The 18,679-nt window shown below is 74.1% G+C and carries 13 protein-coding genes and 1 pseudogene; 1 reads left to right on the top strand and 13 read right to left on the bottom strand.

What is annotated here, in order from left to right; genetic code table 11:
• Window positions 1-29: 29 nt before the first annotated feature.
• The 7 genes from tmk to bldG all read right to left on the bottom strand — a co-directional run bounded on the left by tmk (window position 30) and on the right by bldG (window position 11,282).
• Window positions 30-3,371 carry a dTMP kinase gene (gene tmk, locus ACIQIB_RS25040; RefSeq protein ID WP_400760718.1) on the bottom strand — a complete coding sequence of 1,114 codons (3,342 nt, stop codon included), beginning with the start codon at window positions 3,369-3,371 and terminating at the stop codon, window positions 30-32.
• Between the two features lie 146 nt (window positions 3,372-3,517).
• On the bottom strand, window positions 3,518-6,406 hold the full coding sequence (gene topA, locus ACIQIB_RS25035) for a type I DNA topoisomerase (RefSeq protein ID WP_400760716.1): 2,889 nt from the start codon (window positions 6,404-6,406) through the stop codon (window positions 3,518-3,520).
• A gap of 440 nt (window positions 6,407-6,846) precedes the next feature.
• Complete coding sequence (locus tag ACIQIB_RS25030; RefSeq protein ID WP_400653458.1) at window positions 6,847-7,308, bottom strand: DUF3592 domain-containing protein; 462 nt, start codon at window positions 7,306-7,308, stop codon at window positions 6,847-6,849.
• Between the two features lie 176 nt (window positions 7,309-7,484).
• Entirely contained in the window at window positions 7,485-9,017 is a 1,533-nt protein-coding gene (locus ACIQIB_RS25025) for a methyltransferase (RefSeq protein WP_400760715.1), read from the bottom strand.
• Between the two features lie 171 nt (window positions 9,018-9,188).
• Window positions 9,189-9,926 (bottom strand): small secreted protein, encoded by a 738-nt coding sequence (locus ACIQIB_RS25020; RefSeq protein WP_363604110.1) that lies wholly within the window; start codon window positions 9,924-9,926, stop codon window positions 9,189-9,191.
• A 436-nt stretch (window positions 9,927-10,362) separates the two neighbouring features.
• The gene (locus ACIQIB_RS25015; protein ID WP_363604108.1) at window positions 10,363-10,782 is read right to left on the bottom strand and encodes an ATP-binding protein; all 420 of its coding nucleotides are present in this window, start codon (window positions 10,780-10,782) and stop codon (window positions 10,363-10,365) included.
• A 158-nt stretch (window positions 10,783-10,940) separates the two neighbouring features.
• Window positions 10,941-11,282, bottom strand: coding sequence for an anti-sigma factor antagonist BldG (gene bldG / locus ACIQIB_RS25010; protein ID WP_148644090.1), 342 nt, complete (start codon window positions 11,280-11,282; stop codon window positions 10,941-10,943).
• Window positions 11,283-11,504: 222 nt separating this feature from the next.
• On the opposite strand from bldG, the gene ACIQIB_RS25005 reads away from it, so the two are divergent.
• Entirely contained in the window at window positions 11,505-13,925 is a 2,421-nt protein-coding gene (locus ACIQIB_RS25005) for a DEAD/DEAH box helicase (protein WP_400760712.1), read from the top strand.
• Between the two features lie 141 nt (window positions 13,926-14,066).
• Here the strand turns inward: ACIQIB_RS25005 and ACIQIB_RS25000 are convergent.
• From ACIQIB_RS25000 to ACIQIB_RS24975, 6 genes and pseudogenes are all read right to left on the bottom strand, one after another.
• A pseudogene (locus tag ACIQIB_RS25000) lies at window positions 14,067-14,450 on the bottom strand (Rv3654c family TadE-like protein); the annotation flags it as partial.
• Window positions 14,438-14,911, bottom strand: coding sequence for a TadE family type IV pilus minor pilin (locus ACIQIB_RS24995; RefSeq protein WP_400760710.1), 474 nt, complete (start codon window positions 14,909-14,911; stop codon window positions 14,438-14,440). The gene ACIQIB_RS24995 and the pseudogene ACIQIB_RS25000, both read right to left, overlap by 13 nt.
• 10 nt (window positions 14,912-14,921) lie before the next feature.
• Entirely contained in the window at window positions 14,922-15,134 is a 213-nt protein-coding gene (locus ACIQIB_RS24990; protein ID WP_363604203.1) for a DUF4244 domain-containing protein, read from the bottom strand.
• A 160-nt stretch (window positions 15,135-15,294) separates the two neighbouring features.
• Window positions 15,295-15,855, bottom strand: a complete 561-nt coding sequence (locus tag ACIQIB_RS24985) for a type II secretion system F family protein (RefSeq protein ID WP_400760708.1) — start codon at window positions 15,853-15,855, stop codon at window positions 15,295-15,297.
• Between the two features lie 281 nt (window positions 15,856-16,136).
• Window positions 16,137-16,928 (bottom strand): type II secretion system F family protein, encoded by a 792-nt coding sequence (locus tag ACIQIB_RS24980; RefSeq protein ID WP_400760706.1) that lies wholly within the window; start codon window positions 16,926-16,928, stop codon window positions 16,137-16,139.
• Window positions 16,929-17,376: 448 nt separating this feature from the next.
• Window positions 17,377-18,546: a TadA family conjugal transfer-associated ATPase gene (locus ACIQIB_RS24975; RefSeq protein ID WP_400760802.1), complete on the bottom strand. Its 1,170-nt coding sequence runs from the start codon at window positions 18,544-18,546 to the stop codon at window positions 17,377-17,379.
• Between the last annotated feature and the right edge of the window lie 133 nt (window positions 18,547-18,679).

Below are 18,679 nucleotides of genomic sequence, written 5' to 3'. Positions count from 1 at the left end.
CAACGCCCCGGGGGTGACCCCCGGCCGGGTCAGCCCCGGCGGCCCCAGCGACGGCCCTTGCCCTTGCCCTCACCCCTGTCGCCACTCCGGGCCCCGCCGCCCTGACCACCCTGGCCGCCCTGGCCGCCGTACGGCGCACCCTGGTCCTGCGGGCCCTGCTGGTCGGCCGGGCCGCCCTGGTTCCAGCGGGCCCATTCGTCGCGCGAGCCGAGCAGGGTGTCGGTGAGGCTCGGCAGGTCGTCCATCGGGGTCTCCTCGGCCCAGGACGGCCGGGGGCGCGGCTCGGTGGCCGGCGGCTGCTCCTCGACCACCGGCAGCTCGCGGGTGCTGTCGGCCGGCTCCTCCCGCCAGAGGCCCGGCGGGAGGCGGTCGGCCGGGCGGTCCGGCTCGACCCGGGGCAGCACCGCGGTCCGGTCGGCGTCCGCCGAGGGCACCCGGGGCAGCACGGTGGTCTCGTCGGCCGCGGCGGCGGGAACGACCGGCAGCTTCGCCGTCTCGTCGGCCGCGGGGGCCGCTGCGACCCTCGCCGCCTCCGCTTCCTCGGCCGCCCGGGCAGCCGCCCGGCGGTCCCGCTCGGAGATCTCCTGGGTGGCCTCGTCACTGTCCTTCACCACCCGCAGTTCGGTGGTCACCGCGTCCCCCGGAGCCGTCCGGTCGGCCCGGTCGGCCGTGCTCTCGGCGGCGGCAGCGGCCGCGGCGAGCGCGGCGGCCTGCGCCAGCCGGGCCTCCTCGGCCCGCTGCAGGGCCTCTTCGGCCCGCCGCCGCTGCTCCTCGCGCTGAAGATCGCGCTGCCGCTGGAGCTCCGCCTGGACGGCGGCCTCCTCGGCACGCCGCTTGCGCTCGGCGGCCTCGGCGGCCAGCCGGGCCTCCTCAGCGGCCCGCAGCTTCGCCTCCTCCTCGGCCTGCCGGCGGGCTTCCTCCTCCGCCCGGAGCCGGGCCTCCTCGGCCGCCTTGCGGGCGGCCTCGGCGGCGACCCGCTCGGCCTCCTCCTTGGCCAGCCGTTCCTTCTCCGCCTGCTCGGCCCGGAGCTGCTCCAGCAGCTCCAGCCGCTTGCGCTCGGCGGCCTCCGCCTCGGCCTTCTTCCGGGCCTCCTCGGCGGCGCGGCGCTCGGCCTCCTCGCGGGCCAGCCGCTCCCGCTCGACGCGGGCGGCCTTCTCCTGCTCGGAGAGCGGCAGCTCGCGGTCGAGCCGGTGCCGGATCGCGGTGGTGACGAAGGCGGGCTGCTGGCTGCCGTCGACGACCAGGTAGCGCGCCGGGTCGGCGGCCGCCAGGGCGAGGAAGCCGGACCGCACCCGCTGGTGGAACTCGGTCGGCTCGGACTCCAGCCGGTCCAGCGCCTCGGTGAACCGCTCCCGGGCCCTGCTCGGATCCACGTCCAGGACGACGGTCAGGTCGGGCACCAGTCCGCCGGTCGCCCAGCGCGAGATCCGGGCCACCTCGGTCGCGGCCAGGTCGCGGCCGGCGCCCTGGTAGGCGATGGAGGAGTCCATGTACCGGTCCGTGATCACGACGGCGCCGCGGGCCAGCGCGGGCCGGATGACGTTCTCGACGTGCTCGGCGCGGTCGGCGGCGTAGATCAGCGCCTCGGCGCGGTGCGACAGTCCGGTGTTGCCGACGTCCAGGACGAGGCCGCGCAGCCGCTGCCCGACCGGGCTGCCGCCGGGCTCGCGGGTGAGCACCACCTCGTGGCCCTTGCCCCGGATCCACTCGGCGAGCGCCTGGGCCTGGGTGGACTTGCCGGCGCCGTCGCCGCCCTCCAGGGCGATGAAGAAGCCGGTGCCGGTGGTGCGGTGCGAGGCGAGCCCGGTGCCGCCGCGTACGGCGTCCACCAGCTCACGGACGAAGGGGGTGGTGCCCCGGCGGTCGTCGGTCTTGAGCAGCACGACGGCCGCGAGGACGAGGGTCAGCAGCCCGGTGGTGGCCACCGCGAGGGCCGCGCCGCCGTGGATGAAGGTGAACGAGCCGGGCTCGATCCGGCCGTACTCGACGTCCCCGTAGGCGGCGGCGATCAGCGGGACGGCAACCAGCGCGGTGCCCACCACGGCCCGCAGCACCGCGTGCAGGTGCTCGGTGACCTTGGGCAGCCGGGCCTCCTCGACCTCCTGGGCGAGCAGGGTACGCCCGGCCGAGACGGTGATCCCGGCGGCCAGCCCGGCGAGCACGGTCAGCAGCAGGACGAGGACGAAGTCCAGCACCAGGCCGGCCAGGATCAGCGCCACGCCCTCGGTCAGCAGCGCCAGCGCCAGCAGCCGGCGGCGGGAGAGCGCGGGCAGGGTGGCCCGGGTGAGCCGGGCGCCGAGCGCGGGCGTGGCGGCGGCGACGAGCACCAGCAGGCCGTAGCCGATCGGCCCGGCCCGGTGCTCGGCGGCGGTCAGCAGCGCCAGCGCGGCGACGCCCGCCATCGAGGCGTACCCGGCGGCGACGGAGAAGGTGAAGTACGGGGCGGAGCCGGTGCGGCCCTTGTTCAGGGCGGGGCCCGGCGTCGCGTCGGTCGGGGCGTGCAGGCCCTGCAGCGGCGAGTGCGGGGCGACCGGCACCGGACCACCGGACAGCTGCTGCAGGTACACCCGGACGGCCGAGGCCGTGAACAGGGCGGCCGAACCGAGGGCGGCGAAGGTGAGCTGGTGGGCGCGCAGCCAGTCCGAGCCGAGGGCCGCGAAGATGTTGCCGACGAGGGTGAGCGCGATCAGCGCGGCGGCCGCGACCGGCACGGTGGCCCAGCCGGTGCGCCGGTCCAGCGTCCGGACGGTCTCCAGGTTGGCGGCGGACGGGCACTGCTCGGCGGCCGGAGCGTACGGGTTGCCCGGCGGCAGCAGGCCGGGGACGGCGGCGGCCTTGGCGATCGCCCAGACGCGTTCGGCGGCCCCGGTCAGGAAGACGGTGGCGAGCAGGACGTACGTCGCACCGCCGGAGGGCTTCGGGCCGGAGCCCAGCCAGACGACCCACCACGGCGCGACGCCGATCAGCACGGCGCGCAGCGCGTCCGCGCCGAACAGCGTCCAGCGGCGGTCCAGCGGGCCGGTGAGCAGTCGGTGCACCGGGCCGAGCAGAGCGGCGCCGACCAGCACGGTGGCGGCCAGCCGGGCGGCGAAGACGGCGGCGACGGCGAAGCCGAGGCTGCGCGGCAGGTCGCCGAACTGGCCGCCGAGGGCGGCGGCGGTCACGGTGAGCGCGAGCAGCACCAGCAGACCGAGCCGGTCGGCGGTGCCCCCGATCAGCTGGGTGGTCCAGAGCCGGCGGTACGGGCGCGTCCGCAGCAGCGCGCGGGCCCGTTCACCGGGGGTCCCGGCGGGCGCGACCTCGGGAAGGTCGGGCGCGCCGGCTCTGGCGGCCGGGGCGGCGCTGGGGGTGGGCTGCTCCTCGCTCGTCATACGGTCAGCGTAGCGGTCGGCGCTTGCCGCAAAAGGGTGAGCGGGGTTCCGGATCCCGGTCATTGCACGGTTGTGACGCTCCGCGCACACGGCGCGGGCCCGCGCCTCCGGAGCGGAGGCGCGGGCCCGGTGCCACTGGCGGAGGGTCAGCCCTCGTCGGTGACGGTGGTCTTGCCCGCGGCGGCCTTCTTGGTGGCCGTCTTCTTGGCCGCGGCCTTCGCCGTCGTCTTGGTCGCCGTCTTCGTCGCCGTCGTCTTGGTGGCCGCGGTCTTGGCCGCCGCCGTCTTGGTGGCGGTGGCCTTCTTCGCGACCGTCTTCTTCGCGGTCGCCTTCTTGGCCGGGGCCTTCTTCGCCGTCTTCTTCACCGGTCCGCGCGCCCGCTTCTCGGCGAGCAGCTCGTAGCCGCGCTCGGGCGTGATGGTCTCGACCTCGTCGTCCTTGCGGAGCGTCGCGTTGGTCTCGCCATCGGTGACGTACGGCCCGAAGCGGCCGTCCTTGACCACCACCGGGCGCTCGCTGACCGGGTCGGTGCCCAGCTCCTTGAGCGGCGGCGCGGCGGCGGCCCGGCCGCGCTGCTTGGGCTGGGCGTAGATGGCCAGGGCTTCCTCGAGGGTGACCGTGAACATCTGCTCCTCGCTGGTCAGCGAGCGCGAGTCGGTGCCGCGCTTGAGGTACGGGCCGTAGCGGCCGTTCTGCGCGGTGATCTCCACGCCCTCCGGGTCCACCCCGACCACGCGCGGCAGCGAGAGCAGCCGAAGCGCGTCCTCCAGGGTGACGGTGTCCAGCGACATCGTCGTGAGGAGGGAGGCGGTGCGCGGCTTGACGGCGTTCTTGCCGGTCTTGGGCGTGCCCTCGGGCAGGATCTCGGTGACGTACGGGCCGTACCGGCCGTCCTTGGCGACCAGCATGTTGCCGCTGACCGGGTCCGGGCCGAGCTCGAAGTCCCCGCTGGGCTTGGCCAGCAGCTCCTCGGCCAGCTCGACCGTCAGCTCGTCCGGCGGCAGCTCGTCCGGGATGTCGGCGCGCTGGCCGGGCTCGCCGTCCACCACGGAGGCCCGCTCGACGTACGGGCCGTAGCGGCCGACCCGCAGCGTGATGTCGTCGCTGACCTTGAACGAGCTGATCTCCCGGGCGTCGATCGCGCCGAGGTCGGTGACCAGTTCCTTCAGCCCGCCCAGGTGGTCGCCGTCGCCGTTGCCGGCCTCGGCGGCACCGCCGGTGGCGTGGCCCTCGCCCTCACCGAAGTAGAAGCGCTTCAGCCACGGCACGGACTGCGCCTCGCCGGCCGCGATCCGGTCGAGGTCGTCCTCCATCTTCGCGGTGAAGTCGTAGTCGACCAGCCGGCCGAAGTGCTTCTCCAGCAGGTTGACCACGGCGAAGGAGAGGAACGACGGCACCAGCGCCGTCCCCTTCTTGAAGACGTAGCGGCGCCCGATGATGGTGTCGATGATCGAGGCGTAGGTGGAGGGGCGGCCGATCTCGCGGTCCTCCAGCTCCTTGACCAGCGAGGCCTCGGTGTAGCGGGCCGGCGGCTTGGTGGCGTGGCCCTCGGGGGTGAGCTGCTCGGCGGAGAGCGGATCCCCCTGGGTGACCTGCGGCAGGCGCCGCTCGCGGTCGTCCAGCTCGGCGTTCGGGTCGTCGGCACCCTCCACATAGGCCTTGAGGAAGCCGTGGAAGGTGATGATCTTGCCGGAGGCGGAGAACTCGACGTCCCGGCCGTCCGAGGCGGCGCCACCGACCTTGACGGTGACGGACTGACCGACCGCGTCCTTCATCTGGGAGGCGACGGTCCGCATCCAGATCAGCTCGTAGAGGCGGAAGTCGTCACCGCTCAGGCCGGTCTCGGCGGGGGTGCGGAAACGGTCGCCGGACGGGCGGACCGCCTCGTGCGCCTCCTGCGCGTTCTTGACCTTGCTGGCGTAGGTCCGCGGCGCGTCCGGCAGGTAGTCGGCACCGTAGAGCTGGGTGACCTGCGCGCGGGCGGCCGCGATCGCGGTGTCCGACAGCGTGGTGGAGTCGGTACGCATATAGGTGATGAAGCCGTTCTCGTACAGCTTCTGGGCCACCTGCATGGTCCGCTTCGCGCCGAAGCCCAGCTTGCGGCTGGCCTCCTGCTGGAGCGTGGTGGTGCGGAACGGCGCGTACGGCGAGCGGCGGTAGGGCTTGGACTCGACGGCGCGCACCGCGAAGGCGGTCTGCTCCAGGGCGGCGGCCAGCGTACGGGCGGCCTGCTCGTCCAGGTGCAGCGTGTTCGCACTGGCGCTCTTCAGCCGGCCGTCCGAACCGAAGTCGCGGCCGCTGGCGATCCGCTTGCCGTCCACGGTGGCGAGCCGGGCGCCGAAGGTCTCCGGGTTGGCCGCGTCCGCGGGGGTGCGGCCGGTGCCGAAGGTGCCGACCAGGTCCCAGTATGACGCGCTGCGGAAGGCCATCCGCTCGCGCTCGCGCTCGACCACCAGACGGGTCGCGACGGACTGCACGCGGCCCGCCGACAGCTTCGGCATGACCTTCTTCCACAGCACCGGCGAGACCTCGAAGCCGTAGAGACGGTCGAGGATGCGGCGGGTCTCCTGGGCGTCGACCAGGCGCTGGTTCAGCTCGCGCGGGTTGGCCACGGCCTCCTGGATCGCCGTCTTGGTGATCTCGTGGAACACCATCCGGTGCACCGGCACCTTGGGCTTGAGCACCTGCTGGAGGTGCCACGCGATGGCCTCGCCCTCGCGGTCCTCATCGGTGGCGAGGAAGAGCTCGTCGGACTCCGCGAGCAACGACTTCAACTTGCTGACCTGGGACTTCTTGTCCGCGTTGACCACGTAGATGGGCGCGAAGTCGTGGTCGACGTCCACGCCGAGGCGGCGTACCTCGCCGGTGTACTTGTCCGGTACCTCGGCCGCCGTGCTGGGCAGGTCGCGGATGTGCCCGACGCTCGCCTCGACGATGTAGCCGGGGCCAAGGTAGCCCTTGATCGTCTTCGCCTTGGCCGGCGACTCGACAATGACGAGTCGCTGTCCGTGCGCGGTCTCGCTGCTCGGGGACACCTTCGCTCTTCTCTCCCGGTCGTTATGTGAGCTGGTCGGCGCTGGCAGCACGGGCTGCGCTCCGCCCGACCCCTCCACCGTCCCGGGGCTGCCGCTGTACGACGACCCCACCAGCGGAGTGTGACCGTACCCCGGCCACCCTTGTCAAACGGACGGATCCCGCTTTTTCACCGGCTAGGCCGACCGACGCCACTCGAACGGTAACCCGATGATGGAGGATCGCGCCCCGTGGAGGGGGGCTTCGGCGGGTTCCGAAGGATGGAATGACGGATTTCAAAATCTGTCAACAAATAATCGGTGGGCCGCCCGTCACCCGGGACGGCCGGTGCGACGGCCGTCCACCGGCCCGTGACGGATCGTACGACGGCCGCCCGCCGGACCGCGCCGGCCCCCTGCGACGGATGCCCACCGGACGGGCCGGACCGTACGACGGATGCCTGTCAGACCGTGCCGGCGACAGCCAGCAGGCAGGCGCCGGCGGCCAGGCTGCCGACGCCGAGCGAGCTCCAGAGCAGGTCCGTCAGCGCGACACGGCCCGTCTCGGCCGCCGCCAGCACCGCCCGGGACGGGCGGCGCGGATCGTACGAGATCCGCACCGCGGTGCCGGGCGAGAAGCGGACCGGGCGGCGCAGCGGGGTGTGGCCGCGCGGCCGGGTGAGCACCGCCTCGGCGCACCGGCCCGCCCCGGGGCCGCCGACCGATGCCATCGCGGAGAAGGAGAGCAGCGGCGCGCTGTCGAGCTCGCCGTGTGCGTGGGCCTCGACGACCACGGTGGCGACCGCGGGCACGCCCCGGCGGCGCACGAGGTGGCGAAGGCGCACTTCGGCGGCGCACCAGAGAAGCAGGGCGCTGCCGAAGAGGGCGAGCACGATGCCGCCCACCGTCGCCGTCGTCGTCTCCAACCCCGCGCCCCCAGCTCTGTCCACAGCCTGTGGACAGAGCCTCACAGTCGGGGGCCAACGGGAGGCAGCCGCTCGGCGGCCGACGGACGAACCAGGGGCTACGGTGAGGTGAACCGGCCCCCGGCCCGAGCGGCCGGCCCGGGCCGGGGACCGCGGGACTCGTCAGTCCACGCTCGTCAGTCCACGGGCCGGATGAACCCCTGCTCGGTGAGCAGCCGCAGCGACTCCGGTACGCGGTCCCGCAGCACCACCCGGTCCTCGCCGAGCAACTGCGCGATGGCGTCGACGATCTCGCCGGCCGACAGCGTCCCGTCGCAGACCCCGACGAAGCCGGCGCCCACCGTGTCCACCTTGGTGGCGCGCCGCATGCCCCGGTTGTGCCGCAGGATCACGTGCTCCGGGTCCTCCGCCCCGGGCGCGCCGACCTGCTCCTGGACGACCTCGTCGGCCAGCACGTAGTGGGCCGCGAGCAGCCCCGCGTCGTCGTGCGTCCGCAGGTAGTCCTGCCGGTCGAACCACTCCTCGATGTGCGGACCGAGCGGCTGCTCGACCGGGTGCGGCCACTCCTCCACCCGGACGGTCGGCCGGTCGGCGCCGCCCGCGCGCAGCGTGATCCAGCCGAAGCCGATGCCCTCGACCCGGCCCGCCTCGAAGGCGTCCAGCCACTCCCCGTACCGGGCCTGGTAGTCGCCGCCGGGGCCGCGGTGGTCGCCGCCGTCGCGCAGCCACAACTCGGCGTACTGGGCGACGTCCTGGACCTCCCGCTGGACGATCCAGGCGTCCAGGCCGGTGCCCGCGACCCAGCCGGCCAGCCGGTCGTGCCAGTCCTCGCCCTTGACGTGCTGCCAGTTGGCGAGCAGCTGGCAGTAGCCGCCGGGCTCCAGATGGGCGGCGGCGGTGCGGACCAGGCTGCGGCACAGGTCGTCGCCGGCCATCCCGCCGTCCCGGTAGGTGAAGCGGCTGGCGGGCGAGATCACGAACGGCGGGTTGGAGACGATCAGGTCGAACTTCCGCTCCCCGACCGGCTCGAAGAGGCTGCCTACGGCGGTCTCGGTGTTGTCGAAACCGGAGAGCGCGAGGGTCAGTTCGGTGAACCGCAGGGCGCGGGGGTTGAGGTCGGTGGCGGTGACCCGCTGGGCGTGCCGGGCGGCGTGCAGCGCCTGCACGCCGGAGCCCGAACCGAGGTCCAGGGCGGCCCGGACCGGCCGGCGCACGGCGAGGTTGGCCAGCGTGGTGGACGCGCCGCCCACCCCGAGCACCAGATCCTTGCGGGCCACTCCCTGCGCGGTCTCACCGGAGCCGATCCCGCCCGCGCCGCCGACCGCGCAGCCCAGGTCGGAGACCACCCAGGCGTCCGAACTCGGCAGGCCGGCGACCTCATTGGCGTACGGACGGATGTCCACGGTGGCTCGCACCAGGTCGCCGTCCGGACGCAGCCAGCCGTCGGCCAAGCAGTCCTCGACGGGCAGGGCGGCAGCGGCCGCCCGGTACGGGACGGGCTGCTGCAACAGGAAAAGCCGCACCAGCGTCTCCAGCGGGCTGCCGCCGCGGGTGGCGCGCAGCGCCGGGACCGCCTCGCTGCGGGCCAGCGCCGCGTACCCGGTGGGCCCGAGCAGGCCGAGGCAGCCGTCGGCGGTGTACGAGGCGGCGAGCAGTGCCTCGCGCAGCTTGGCGAGGCGGGTCTGGTCGAGAACGGGGCTACTGATCACCCCGCCATTGTCTCCCGACCCGCCGCCGCCGACCGCTCGCCGGGCCACGCCCGAACGGGCCCGCCTGGGCAGGCCTCAACGGATCTCCATGGGTCTCAGTGAGTCTCAACGGGTCTCCGCAGTCAGCGGCCCCGGCGGCCCCGGCGAGTCTCGACAGGTCCCCAGCGGACCTCAGCTCGCCGAGGGGGCGGGTGCGGGCGGGGTCGACGCCGCACCCGTGTCCGTCCCGGTGGGGCTCGTGGCCGGGCTCGTGCCGTCCGTGGCGCCGGGGGCGGGCGTTCCGCCGGCGCCGTCGGTGGCCGGGGCACCGCTCGCCGGGGCGTCAGTGGCCGGGGTGCCGCTCGCCCCGGTGGTCGGGGCCGCACCGGCCGCGCCCGGCTTGCAGCCCTCCTGCTTGGCCATCGCGGCACCGAGCTCGCCGCGCTGCAGCTTGGCCTGCGCCTGGGTGGACAGCGAGGCCAGCTGCTGCACCTGGTCGGCGACGCTGCGCAACCCGTCCGCGAACTTCGCCTGGTCCGTATTGGGCAGCGCGTCCACCTTCTTCTGGACGTCCAGGTAGCCGTCCGCCGCCTTGTTGAGCTCCGCGACGGTGTCCTTCTGGAGGTTCGCCCCGTCGTCCACCTTGGGCGCTCCGGCCGAGTTGATGGCGGCGGCGATGTCCTGGTTGGTCTTGGCCAGGCGGCCTATGTCCGTCGAGAGCCGCTTCTGCAGGTCGCCCGGGGCCTCGCCGGTCTTCACCTGGCCGGTGTCCGCGAGTGCCGTCTGCGCCTGGGCGATCGGGTCCTTGGCCGCGCCGCAGACGTTCGCCGCCCAGGACTCCAGCTGCTTGCTGTTGTCGTCGCCGCAGCCGACGGCGCCGAACGCGAGCAGCGCGCCGAGCGCGGGTACGGCCAGCAGTCGCTTGTTCACCGGAGAAGCCCTTTCGGTTTCGGTCGTCGAACTGCGAACCTACACGGCCGCCGCACCGCCCCCGGTTCCCGCCCGTATTCGGCCACCCGCTCCGCGCCGGGCGCCGGTTCAGGCCCGCCCACCCCGGATTCGGACCGCCTGCCCAGTCGTCTGCCCCGCCCACAGCCCCCGGGCACCGGTACGGACGGCAGCGCGAGACCGTCCCGGTCCGGCCAGAACGCCGAGCAATGGCATCAGCGCCGGGGAGGCGGTCGAGAGCAGGCACCGGCTCAGAGCAAGGCAAGGCACGACAGCGAGCCGTGAACAGATACCCGGGACCAGCGCTCGGCCGGCCGGTACCCGGCAGGTCGGCGTTCGGCGGGTCAGTGCTTCGCGAGCCGGTACTTGGCAGGCCGGTGCTTGGCGGGCCGGGACCCAACGAGCCGACGCCGCTGGATCAGACCGTCACCGCGTCGACCGAAACCGGCCAACTCATCCGGATCAGGCCGCCACCGGCTCCGCTGGTGACCTCCAGGTCCTCGACCAGGCCGGTGATGACGGCGAGGCCCAGGGTGTCCTCGTCCGGGTCCGCGCCCTCGGTCGCACCCGGAGGCGGGACGGTAGCGGGACCGGCTTCGTCCTCGACCTCGATGAGGAAACGCTTCTCCTGGTCGGTGAGCGCCACCCGGACCGCGCCGGTGATGCCACCGCGCTGGTGCAGGCCGACGGCACGGGAACACGCCTCACCCACGGCGAGCCGCACCTCGTCGAGCACCGACTCGTCGACGCCGGCACGTCTGGCGACTGCCGCGGCGACCAGCCGGGCCGTACGCACGTGCTCGGGAAGCGCGCTGAATCGAAGTTCGACGGTTGCCATCTCTCCCCCTCGGGGTACTCCGACCGGGGCCGACCATGCGGCCCGTACGGGCCGGTCTCCACCGGCCCCGGGGCGACCGGAGGCGACCGGGGCACAGGGCCCCGGGCACCCCGGACGCGTGAATCGGGCGGGCCGGCCGCTGGGCCGGCCCGGCCGCGTCAGTCGGTCGAGTTGACCGCGTCGTCCACCGAGGTGTGGATCGGGAAGACCTTGGTCAGGCCGGTGATACGGAAGATCTTCAGGATGCGCTCCTGGTTGCACACCAGGCGCAGCGAGCCCTCGTGGGCGCGCACTCGCTTGAGACCGCCCACCAGCACGCCCAGACCGGTCGAGTCGAGGAAGTCCACGCCCTCCATGTCGACGACGAGGTGGTAGTTGCCGTCGTTGACGAGCTCGACCAGCTGCTCGCGCAGCTTCGGGGCGGTGTACACATCGATCTCGCCGCCAACCTCGACGACCGTGCGGTCGCCGACTGTACGGGTCGACAGGGACAGGTCCACGGAACCTCCAGCACCTTGCCTTGCTACGTCATTGCGATCCTCGGCCGGACGGCCGTCACCGCATGGTCACGAACGCCGGACACACCCAGCCAACGCGTGGCGAGCCTCAGCGCTGCGACCCCCGGCCGTACGGCCGTCACGGCCACATTCAACCACCTGCGACCATGCCCGCACGATGGCTTACGACGATTCTGCGTCACGCCGGTGACACACTGGGTCCTCATGCCGCCCCGACACAGCCTGCCCGAGGCACTGCTCACGACCCTGTCCACCACCAGGGGGCGGTCCGACCGACTCACCCATACGGAGCACCTTCCCGCCCGACCCGCCCGTTATTCGCCGTGGCCCGACTCGATCCGGCCCGAGATCGTGGCCTCCGCCCTGGCTCTGGGCGTGGAGCAGCCCTGGGCTCATCAGGCAGAAGCGATGAATCTGGCCAAATCCGGCCATACTGTGGTGATCGCCACAGGCACCGCTTCGGGCAAGTCGCTCGGCTACCTGGCCCCGGTGCTCAGCGACCTGCTGGACGGCACCGAGGCCCGCAACGGGCGCGGTGCCACCGCCCTGTACCTGGCCCCCACCAAGGCGCTCGCCGCCGACCAGCGCCGCCGGGCCGCCGAGCTCGCCCCGCCCCGGGTCCGGCCCGCCCTCTACGACGGCGACACACCGCCCGAGGAACGCGAGTGGGTGCGCCAGTACGCCTCATACGTGCTCACCAACCCGGACATGCTGCACCGCGGCATCCTGCCCGCCCATCCGCGCTGGGCCTCCTTCCTCAAGGCGTTGCGGTACGTGGTCGTCGACGAGTGCCACAGCTACCGGGGCGTGTTCGGCTCGCACGTCGCCCAAGTGCTGCGGCGGCTGCGCCGGATCTGCGCCCGGTACGGTTCCACGCCCACGTTCCTGCTCGCCTCGGCCACCACCGCGGACCCGGCCGCCACCGCCCGACGGCTCACCGGACTGCCCGCCGAGGCGGTCACCGAGGACGGTTCTCCGCGCGGCCCGGTGGTCTTCGGACTCTGGGAGCCGCCGCTCACCGAGAACGTCGGCGAGCACGGCGCGCCCGTCCGGCGGACGGCCACGGCCGAGGCCGCCCACCTGTTGACCGACCTGGTCGAGAACCAGACCCGCACCGTCGTGTTCGTCCGTTCCCGCCGGGCCGCCGAACTCGTCGCGCTCCAGGCCCAGGACCGGCTCGGGCGCCCGCTCGCCGACCGGGTGGCCGCCTACCGAGGCGGCTACCTCGCCGACGAACGCCGGGCCCTCGAACGCGATCTGCACACCGGGCGACTGCTCGGACTCGCCTCCACCTCCGCTCTCGAACTCGGCGTCGACATCTCCGGTCTGGACGCCGTCCTGATGGCCGGCTACCCCGGTACCCGGGCCTCGCTCTGGCAACAGGCCGGACGGGCCGGGCGCGAGGCCCAGGGCGCGCTCGCCGTCCTGATCGCCCGTGACGACCCGCTGGACACCTATCTGGTGCACCACCCCGAGGCGCTGTTCGCCACACCTGTCGAGGCCACCGTGCTCGACCCCGACAATCCGCACGTCCTGGCCCCGCATCTGTGTGCCGCGGCCGCCGAACTTCCGCTCACCGATGCCGACCTGAACCTCTTCGGCCCCTCCACCGCCCCGCTGCTGCCCGTCCTGGAACGGCGCGGGCTACTGCGCCGGCGCAGCGACGGCTCCTGGTACTGGACCCGCCGTGAACGCGCCGCCGACGCCGTCGACCTGCGTGGCAGCGGGGGCAACCCGGTGCAGATCGTCGAGTCCCCGACCGGCCGTCTGCTCGGCACCGTGGACGCCTCCGCCGCCCACACCACCGTCCACACCGGAGCCGTCCACCTCCACCAGGGGCGCAGCTACCTCGTCCGGGAGCTCGACCTGGAAAGCTCGGTCGCTCTGGTCGAACCGGCCGACCCGCCCTACACGACGGCCGCCCGCGACATCACCTCCGTCTCCGTGCTCTCCACCGACACCTCGGTCGAGTGGGGCGAGGGCCGGCTCAGTTTCGGTTCGGTGGAGGTGGTCAACCAGGTGGTCGGCTACCTCCGCAAGCGGATCTCGACCGGGGAGATCATGGGCGAGACCAAGCTCGACCTGCCGCCCCGCACACTGCGCACCCGCGCGGTCTGGTGGTCCGTCACCGAGGACCAGCTGCTCGACGCGGACATCCCGCTCGACCAGCTCCCCGGTGCCGCCCACGCCGCCGAGCACGCCTCGATCGGCCTACTGCCGCTGTTCGCCACCTGCGACCGCTGGGACATCGGCGGCGTCTCGGTGCCGCTGCACCCCGACACCCAGTTGCCCACCGTGTTCGTCTACGACGGCCACCCCGGCGGGGCCGGCTTCGCCGAACGCGGTTTCCAGCGGGCCGTGCAGTGGCTGACGGCCACCCGGGAGGCGATCGCGGCCTGCGAGTGCGAGCGGGGGTGCCCGTCCTGCGTGCAGTCGCCCAAATGCGGCAACGCGAACGACCCGCTGGACAAGGCTGCCGCCATCCGGCTGCTGGACGTGCTGCTCGCCGGAGCCCCGACGACGGACCAGGACGGCGGCACCGGGAGAGCCGGGGCCGGCAGCAGGACGCACGACGGGGAGGGCGAGAAGGACGGCGGGGACGGACGCCGGGAAGCCAGCCGGTAGGCCCGGTCCGGCGCCAGGGGCTCGTGAGTCACCCGCCTTCGCGTCGAGGCTCTCCTCCGCCGGACCGGTCACGGCCCGGACCGGTCCGGCGCGGGCCCGGGCACGCGCCGGACCGACCGGCAGATGCACAGGCACTCCCCGGACCGGCACCTCTGCCACCACCTCAACGGCGTCCGCCTCCCGGTCCACCGCGCAGAACACCACCGTGGCCCCCTGAGCGGCGGCGATCCCGGCCGCTCGGCCGCATCCGCCGTCCTGGTCCAGGAGCAGCCGGTCGGCCGCCGCGAGGGCCGCCAGATCGGCGGCGGCCTCCGCCCGGTGCCGGGCCCCGACCACCGCGCCGACCGAGAGGATCGCGGAGAACACCGCGCAGCCGAGCACCGCGAACGCGACCAGCCAGACCGTCGCGGAGCCTGTGTCCGGCCCGCGACCTGCCGCCGCCGCCCGGGCGGCACAGGTGGTACGGGCCCTGCGGGCGCACGCACCGCGGCGCACTGTTGCCGCGACGCGGCTCAGGACGGCCATGACCCGGCACCTCCGCCGCCCACCAGGGTGTCCTCCCGCGCCGCCACAGCGGTGGCGCTCAGCCGGACGGAGAGCACGGCGGCGAGCCTCCCAGGGCCCGCGCACGGCGCGTCCACGGTGACCCGCACCGTGTCGGTCTCCACGCCGACCTGCACCGCCGCCCCGGGTGGGGCGGCCGAGCGGGCGATCGCGGCAGCATCCGGCTCGCCGCGCGCGGCCGCCCTGGCCCCGACACGAGCCGCGTCCACGCAGCGGATCTGGGCGGCCGCCGCGAGTACACCCCAGATCAGCATCGCGGCAAGCAGTACCAGTGCCGGCAGCGCCACCGCGGTCTCCGCCGTGGCGAAGCCCGCGTCGCCACGACCGCGTTGCCGACGAGCCCGCCCAGTCCGGGGACGGGGACGGGGACGGGGTTGGTGCCAGGTTCGGGTTCGGGAACGGCGGGGGAGCGGCCAGGCCACCGATAGTCCGTCAGGTCGCATGAAGCGCCCGGTCCAGGAGCTCGGTCAGCGCGCCGATGACGGCCGAACTGGTCACCACCTTGTACAGGCCGGCGGCGAAAGCACACGCCCCGAGCGTGCCGACCGCGTACTCGGCCGTGGTCATTCCAGCGTCCGATCCGGCCCTGGCGCGAACCGCCCGACGGATCTGTCCGGTCGCCCAGCGGCCTCTACGACGGCACATCCCCAGCAGGTCCCGATGCGCGCGTCCGACAGCGGGCCCAGGAACGATCACTACAGCCATGAATCTCTCCTTGATGATGATGGATTGGCACGAAACCGCGCTTCAGAACGAACAGCCTCGACCAACAACTCGAATAGAAATAAGCATTCTTGAGGTATCGTCACATCGACTGCGCAAAGCGCGCGGTGAGCCCGATAACCACCGGAACAACGCTGATCAGTACGAACGCCGGCAGGAAGCAGAGCCCGAGCGGCGCCGTGGCGAGTACTCCGGCGCGGCGGACACGGACGTGCGCCGCTCGCGCGGCCGCTTTCCGGTGGCCGTGCGCGAGCCCGACGAGCGGCTCGGCCACCGGCGCCCCGCTGAGGCTCGTCCGGGCCAGGCAGCGGGCCAGTGGCGCCAGCGCCGGGCGTTCCTCGCCCAGCCTGCTCCAACAAGTCTCCGGCGGTGCACCCAGGGCCAGTTCGGCCGCGATCGCGCCCAACCGGGGCCCCATCGGGGCACCCACACTCCGGCCGACAGCCGCGACCGCCACAGCCGGCGAAGCAGCCGATCCGAGACAAGCCGCCAGCAGCTCGGCCGTCAGTGGAAGTTGCCGGGTGAGCCGCTCCTCCTCCAGTACGGACCGCCGCTCCACCGGGGACCGCGCCCGAGGCAGCCACCGGTTCAGCCCGAAGGCCAGCAGGACGCCCGCCACCAGGCCGACGCCACCGCCGACCATCAGGGCCGCACCGAGTGCCGTGCAGCTCGCCACCGCCAGGTGCTGTGCACGGCCGGCGGCATCGGGACTTCGCGCCGTCGCCCCGGCCCGGCGGCCCGGGCGGCTCCCGGCGAGTCGCCCGGCCTGTCCGCTACGCGGCCGGGCCCGAGGTCGAGGCCGCCCCCGGGGCCGGAACCACACCGCCGCCCTCCGTCGGCCCCGGTGCCGAGCCACCCGCCACCACAGGAGCGATGCTCCCACCGCCATGGCCGACCCCCAGCCGGCCCATTCGGCTTCCCCGGTCACCCCAACATCACCTCCGCCCGGAACGATCCGCTGGGCCGGCCGGGACGGGCTCGCGTCCGCGAGATCCCACACCGCCATCCACCGCCGTCCCGCCGCTCGTCGGGCCCGGGCCTCGCCGCGGCCCGGCGACCGTTCTGGGGAGCCTCCAGAGCGCCCTGTGAGGCACTCCGGACGATGCGCGACGTCCACGCCAGGCCCAGCCATTCCAGCACCGCACCTACGGCCAGGCAGGCGAGCCCGGCGGGGGTGTGGAGCAGAACGTCCACCGGCCGGGCCCCGAGCGCCACGCCGAGCAGCAATCCGGCCGCAGGCAGGACAGCCAGAACCGCGATCGTCGTCCGCGGCCCGGCCAGCTCGCCGGCGATCTCCTCGGCCAGCGCGCGCTCGCCGCGCAGCGCCTCGGCGACCCGGTCCAGCCCGGTGGCCAGGCCCGAACCGCTGTCGGAGGCGACCCGCCAGCAGGCGGCGATCGCGGTCGCCCCACTCCCGCCCGGCAGCTCGGCGAGCAGTTGGAACGCCGAGGGCACGTCCCCTCCGTATCGGCCGGCCGCCAGCCGCGCCACGGGCTCCTCGCCGATCCGGCGCAGCATCTCGCGATCGGCGGCGATGCGCGCGGTGACCACGTGCAGCGCCTGCTCCGGTGTCGCCCCGCTCCGCAACTCCCCCGCCAGCCCGGCGCAGAGCTCCACCACCGCCCCGGCCCGCTGCCGGGCCTGCGCCTCCGTGCCGCGCCGCAACCGCCATCGTCGAAGCGGGAGGACAGCCAACGCGGCGGCGAGCGATGGCACGGGCGACGCCGTCGCCTGCCCGGCCGCCAACCCTCCTGGCAGAAGAAGCAGTTCTGGTGTCAGCCAGGCCCATCGGCGAAGCGCCGGCACCCCTGATCCGGGGGCGGCCGAACGTCGGCGAGCCACCATACGACCGCCGCCGTCGCCCCCATCTCCTCCCCCTCCTCCGCCAGGATCGCCGGCCAGCAGAAGCCCGTGCCGCCGGACGCCCGCCACCTGTCGCTGCAATGAGCGCCAGCCCGCCAGCGCCACCACACAGAGCACCAACGTCCAGCACAAGGCAATCTGATGAATCGTCATGTCAAATCCCTCTTTCTTCCGGGTCGGCCATTCCTGCCCCGTACCCCGAGCAGCGTCAGGGCGCCGACCACACATCCGCACAGCAGCAGGACGAACGCCACCTCCGCCGGCCGGACGCTCGCACCCGCCAGCGCCGCCGCCTCCGCCGTCACGGCGGACCGTCCGTGAGCGTCACCCCGCGCGTCGCGAGCAGCCGGACGAGCCGCTCCCAGCCCGCCCCGGGCACCGTGGCTCCGTCCGCCGTGAACGTCACCGCCGGGGTGGTGACGGCCAGACCTTCGCGGTCGCCGGCCAGTGTGTGGATCTCGGCAACCCTCCGCCGGCCGGTTCCCGGGTCCCTCACCAGGTGCACCACCAGGTCGAGTGCGGCCCGGAGTTGGCTGTGCAGCGACGGCCGGTCGAGCCCCGCGAGCGACCCGAGCGCCTCCAGCCGGACCGGGACGTCCGCCGCCGTGTTCGCGTGGACGGTCCCGCAACCGCCCTCGTGCCCGGTGTTCAACGCAGCCAGCAGATCCGAGACCTCAGCCCCTCGGACCTCACCGATGACCAGCCGGTCGGGGCGCATCCGCAGCGCCTGGCGGACGAGATCCCGCAGGGTGAGTTCGCCGAGCCCCTCCTGATTGGGCGGCCGGCTCTGCAGACGGACCACATGCGGATGAGCCGGTTGCAGCTCAGCGGAATCCTCGGCGACGACGATCCGCTCGGTCGGTTCGGCCAGGCCGAGCAGTGCCGCCAGCAGGGTGGTCTTGCCCGTCCCGGTGCCGCCGCTGACCAGCAGGGACAGCCGCGCCCGCAGGATCCCGGCCAGGAGTTGGGCACCGCCCGCCGGCAGTGCCCCACCGGCCACCAACTCGTCGAGCGTGAACGGACGGGGCCGGCAGACCCGCAGGGAGATGTGGGTGCAACCGGCCGCGATCGGCGGCAGCACCGCGTGCAGCCTGGTGCCGTCCGGCAGTCGGGCGTCCACCCAGGGCCGGGCGTCGTCGAGCCGCCGCCCGGCCGCGGTGGCGAGCCGGTGGGCCAGCCGCCGTACCGCGTCCGCGTCGACGAAGCGGACCCCGGTGGCCCGCCGTAGGCCGCCACCCCGGTCGACCCACACCTCGTCCGGGCCGTTGACCAGAACATCCGTGACACCGGGCGCCGACAGCAGCCGGTCCAGCGGGCCCGCACCCACCAGTTCGGCCCGCAGCGAGCGCACGGTGTCCAGGACTTCGCCGCCACCGAGCGGGGGCCGGGTGGCCCGCAGTGCGGCCGCGACGGACCCGGCCGTCGGAGCGGCCCCCGACTCGGCCAAGCGCAAGCGCACGGCGTCCACCAGCGCCGCCGTCCGTTCCTCCCGGGCCGTCCGCCCATAGGGGTGCGGCTCCGGCCGCGATTCCGGCTCCGGCGGCCGGGCGTCCGCCGCCACGCTCCTGAGCGGCCGGTGCTCGCGCACATAGCCCCGGCGGCTT

The organism is Kitasatospora sp. NPDC092286 (assembly GCF_044755565.1).
Classification (GTDB): Bacteria; Actinomycetota; Actinomycetes; order Streptomycetales; family Streptomycetaceae; genus Kitasatospora.
This window is presented reverse-complemented; position numbering and strand designations above follow the sequence as displayed.

Coding starts and splice junctions, on each gene's coding strand:
- ACIQIB_RS24990 (WP_363604203.1), bottom strand. CDS start 15,134: ATGTGCCGTCGTAGAGGCCGCTGGGCGACCGGACAGATCCGTCGGGCG.
- ACIQIB_RS25005 (WP_400760712.1), top strand. CDS start 11,505: ATGCCGCCCCGACACAGCCTGCCCGAGGCACTGCTCACGACCCTGTCC.
- ACIQIB_RS24985 (WP_400760708.1), bottom strand. CDS start 15,855: ATGGTCGGCGGTGGCGTCGGCCTGGTGGCGGGCGTCCTGCTGGCCTTC.
- tmk (WP_400760718.1), bottom strand. CDS start 3,371: ATGACGAGCGAGGAGCAGCCCACCCCCAGCGCCGCCCCGGCCGCCAGA.
- ACIQIB_RS25015 (WP_363604108.1), bottom strand. CDS start 10,782: ATGGCAACCGTCGAACTTCGATTCAGCGCGCTTCCCGAGCACGTGCGT.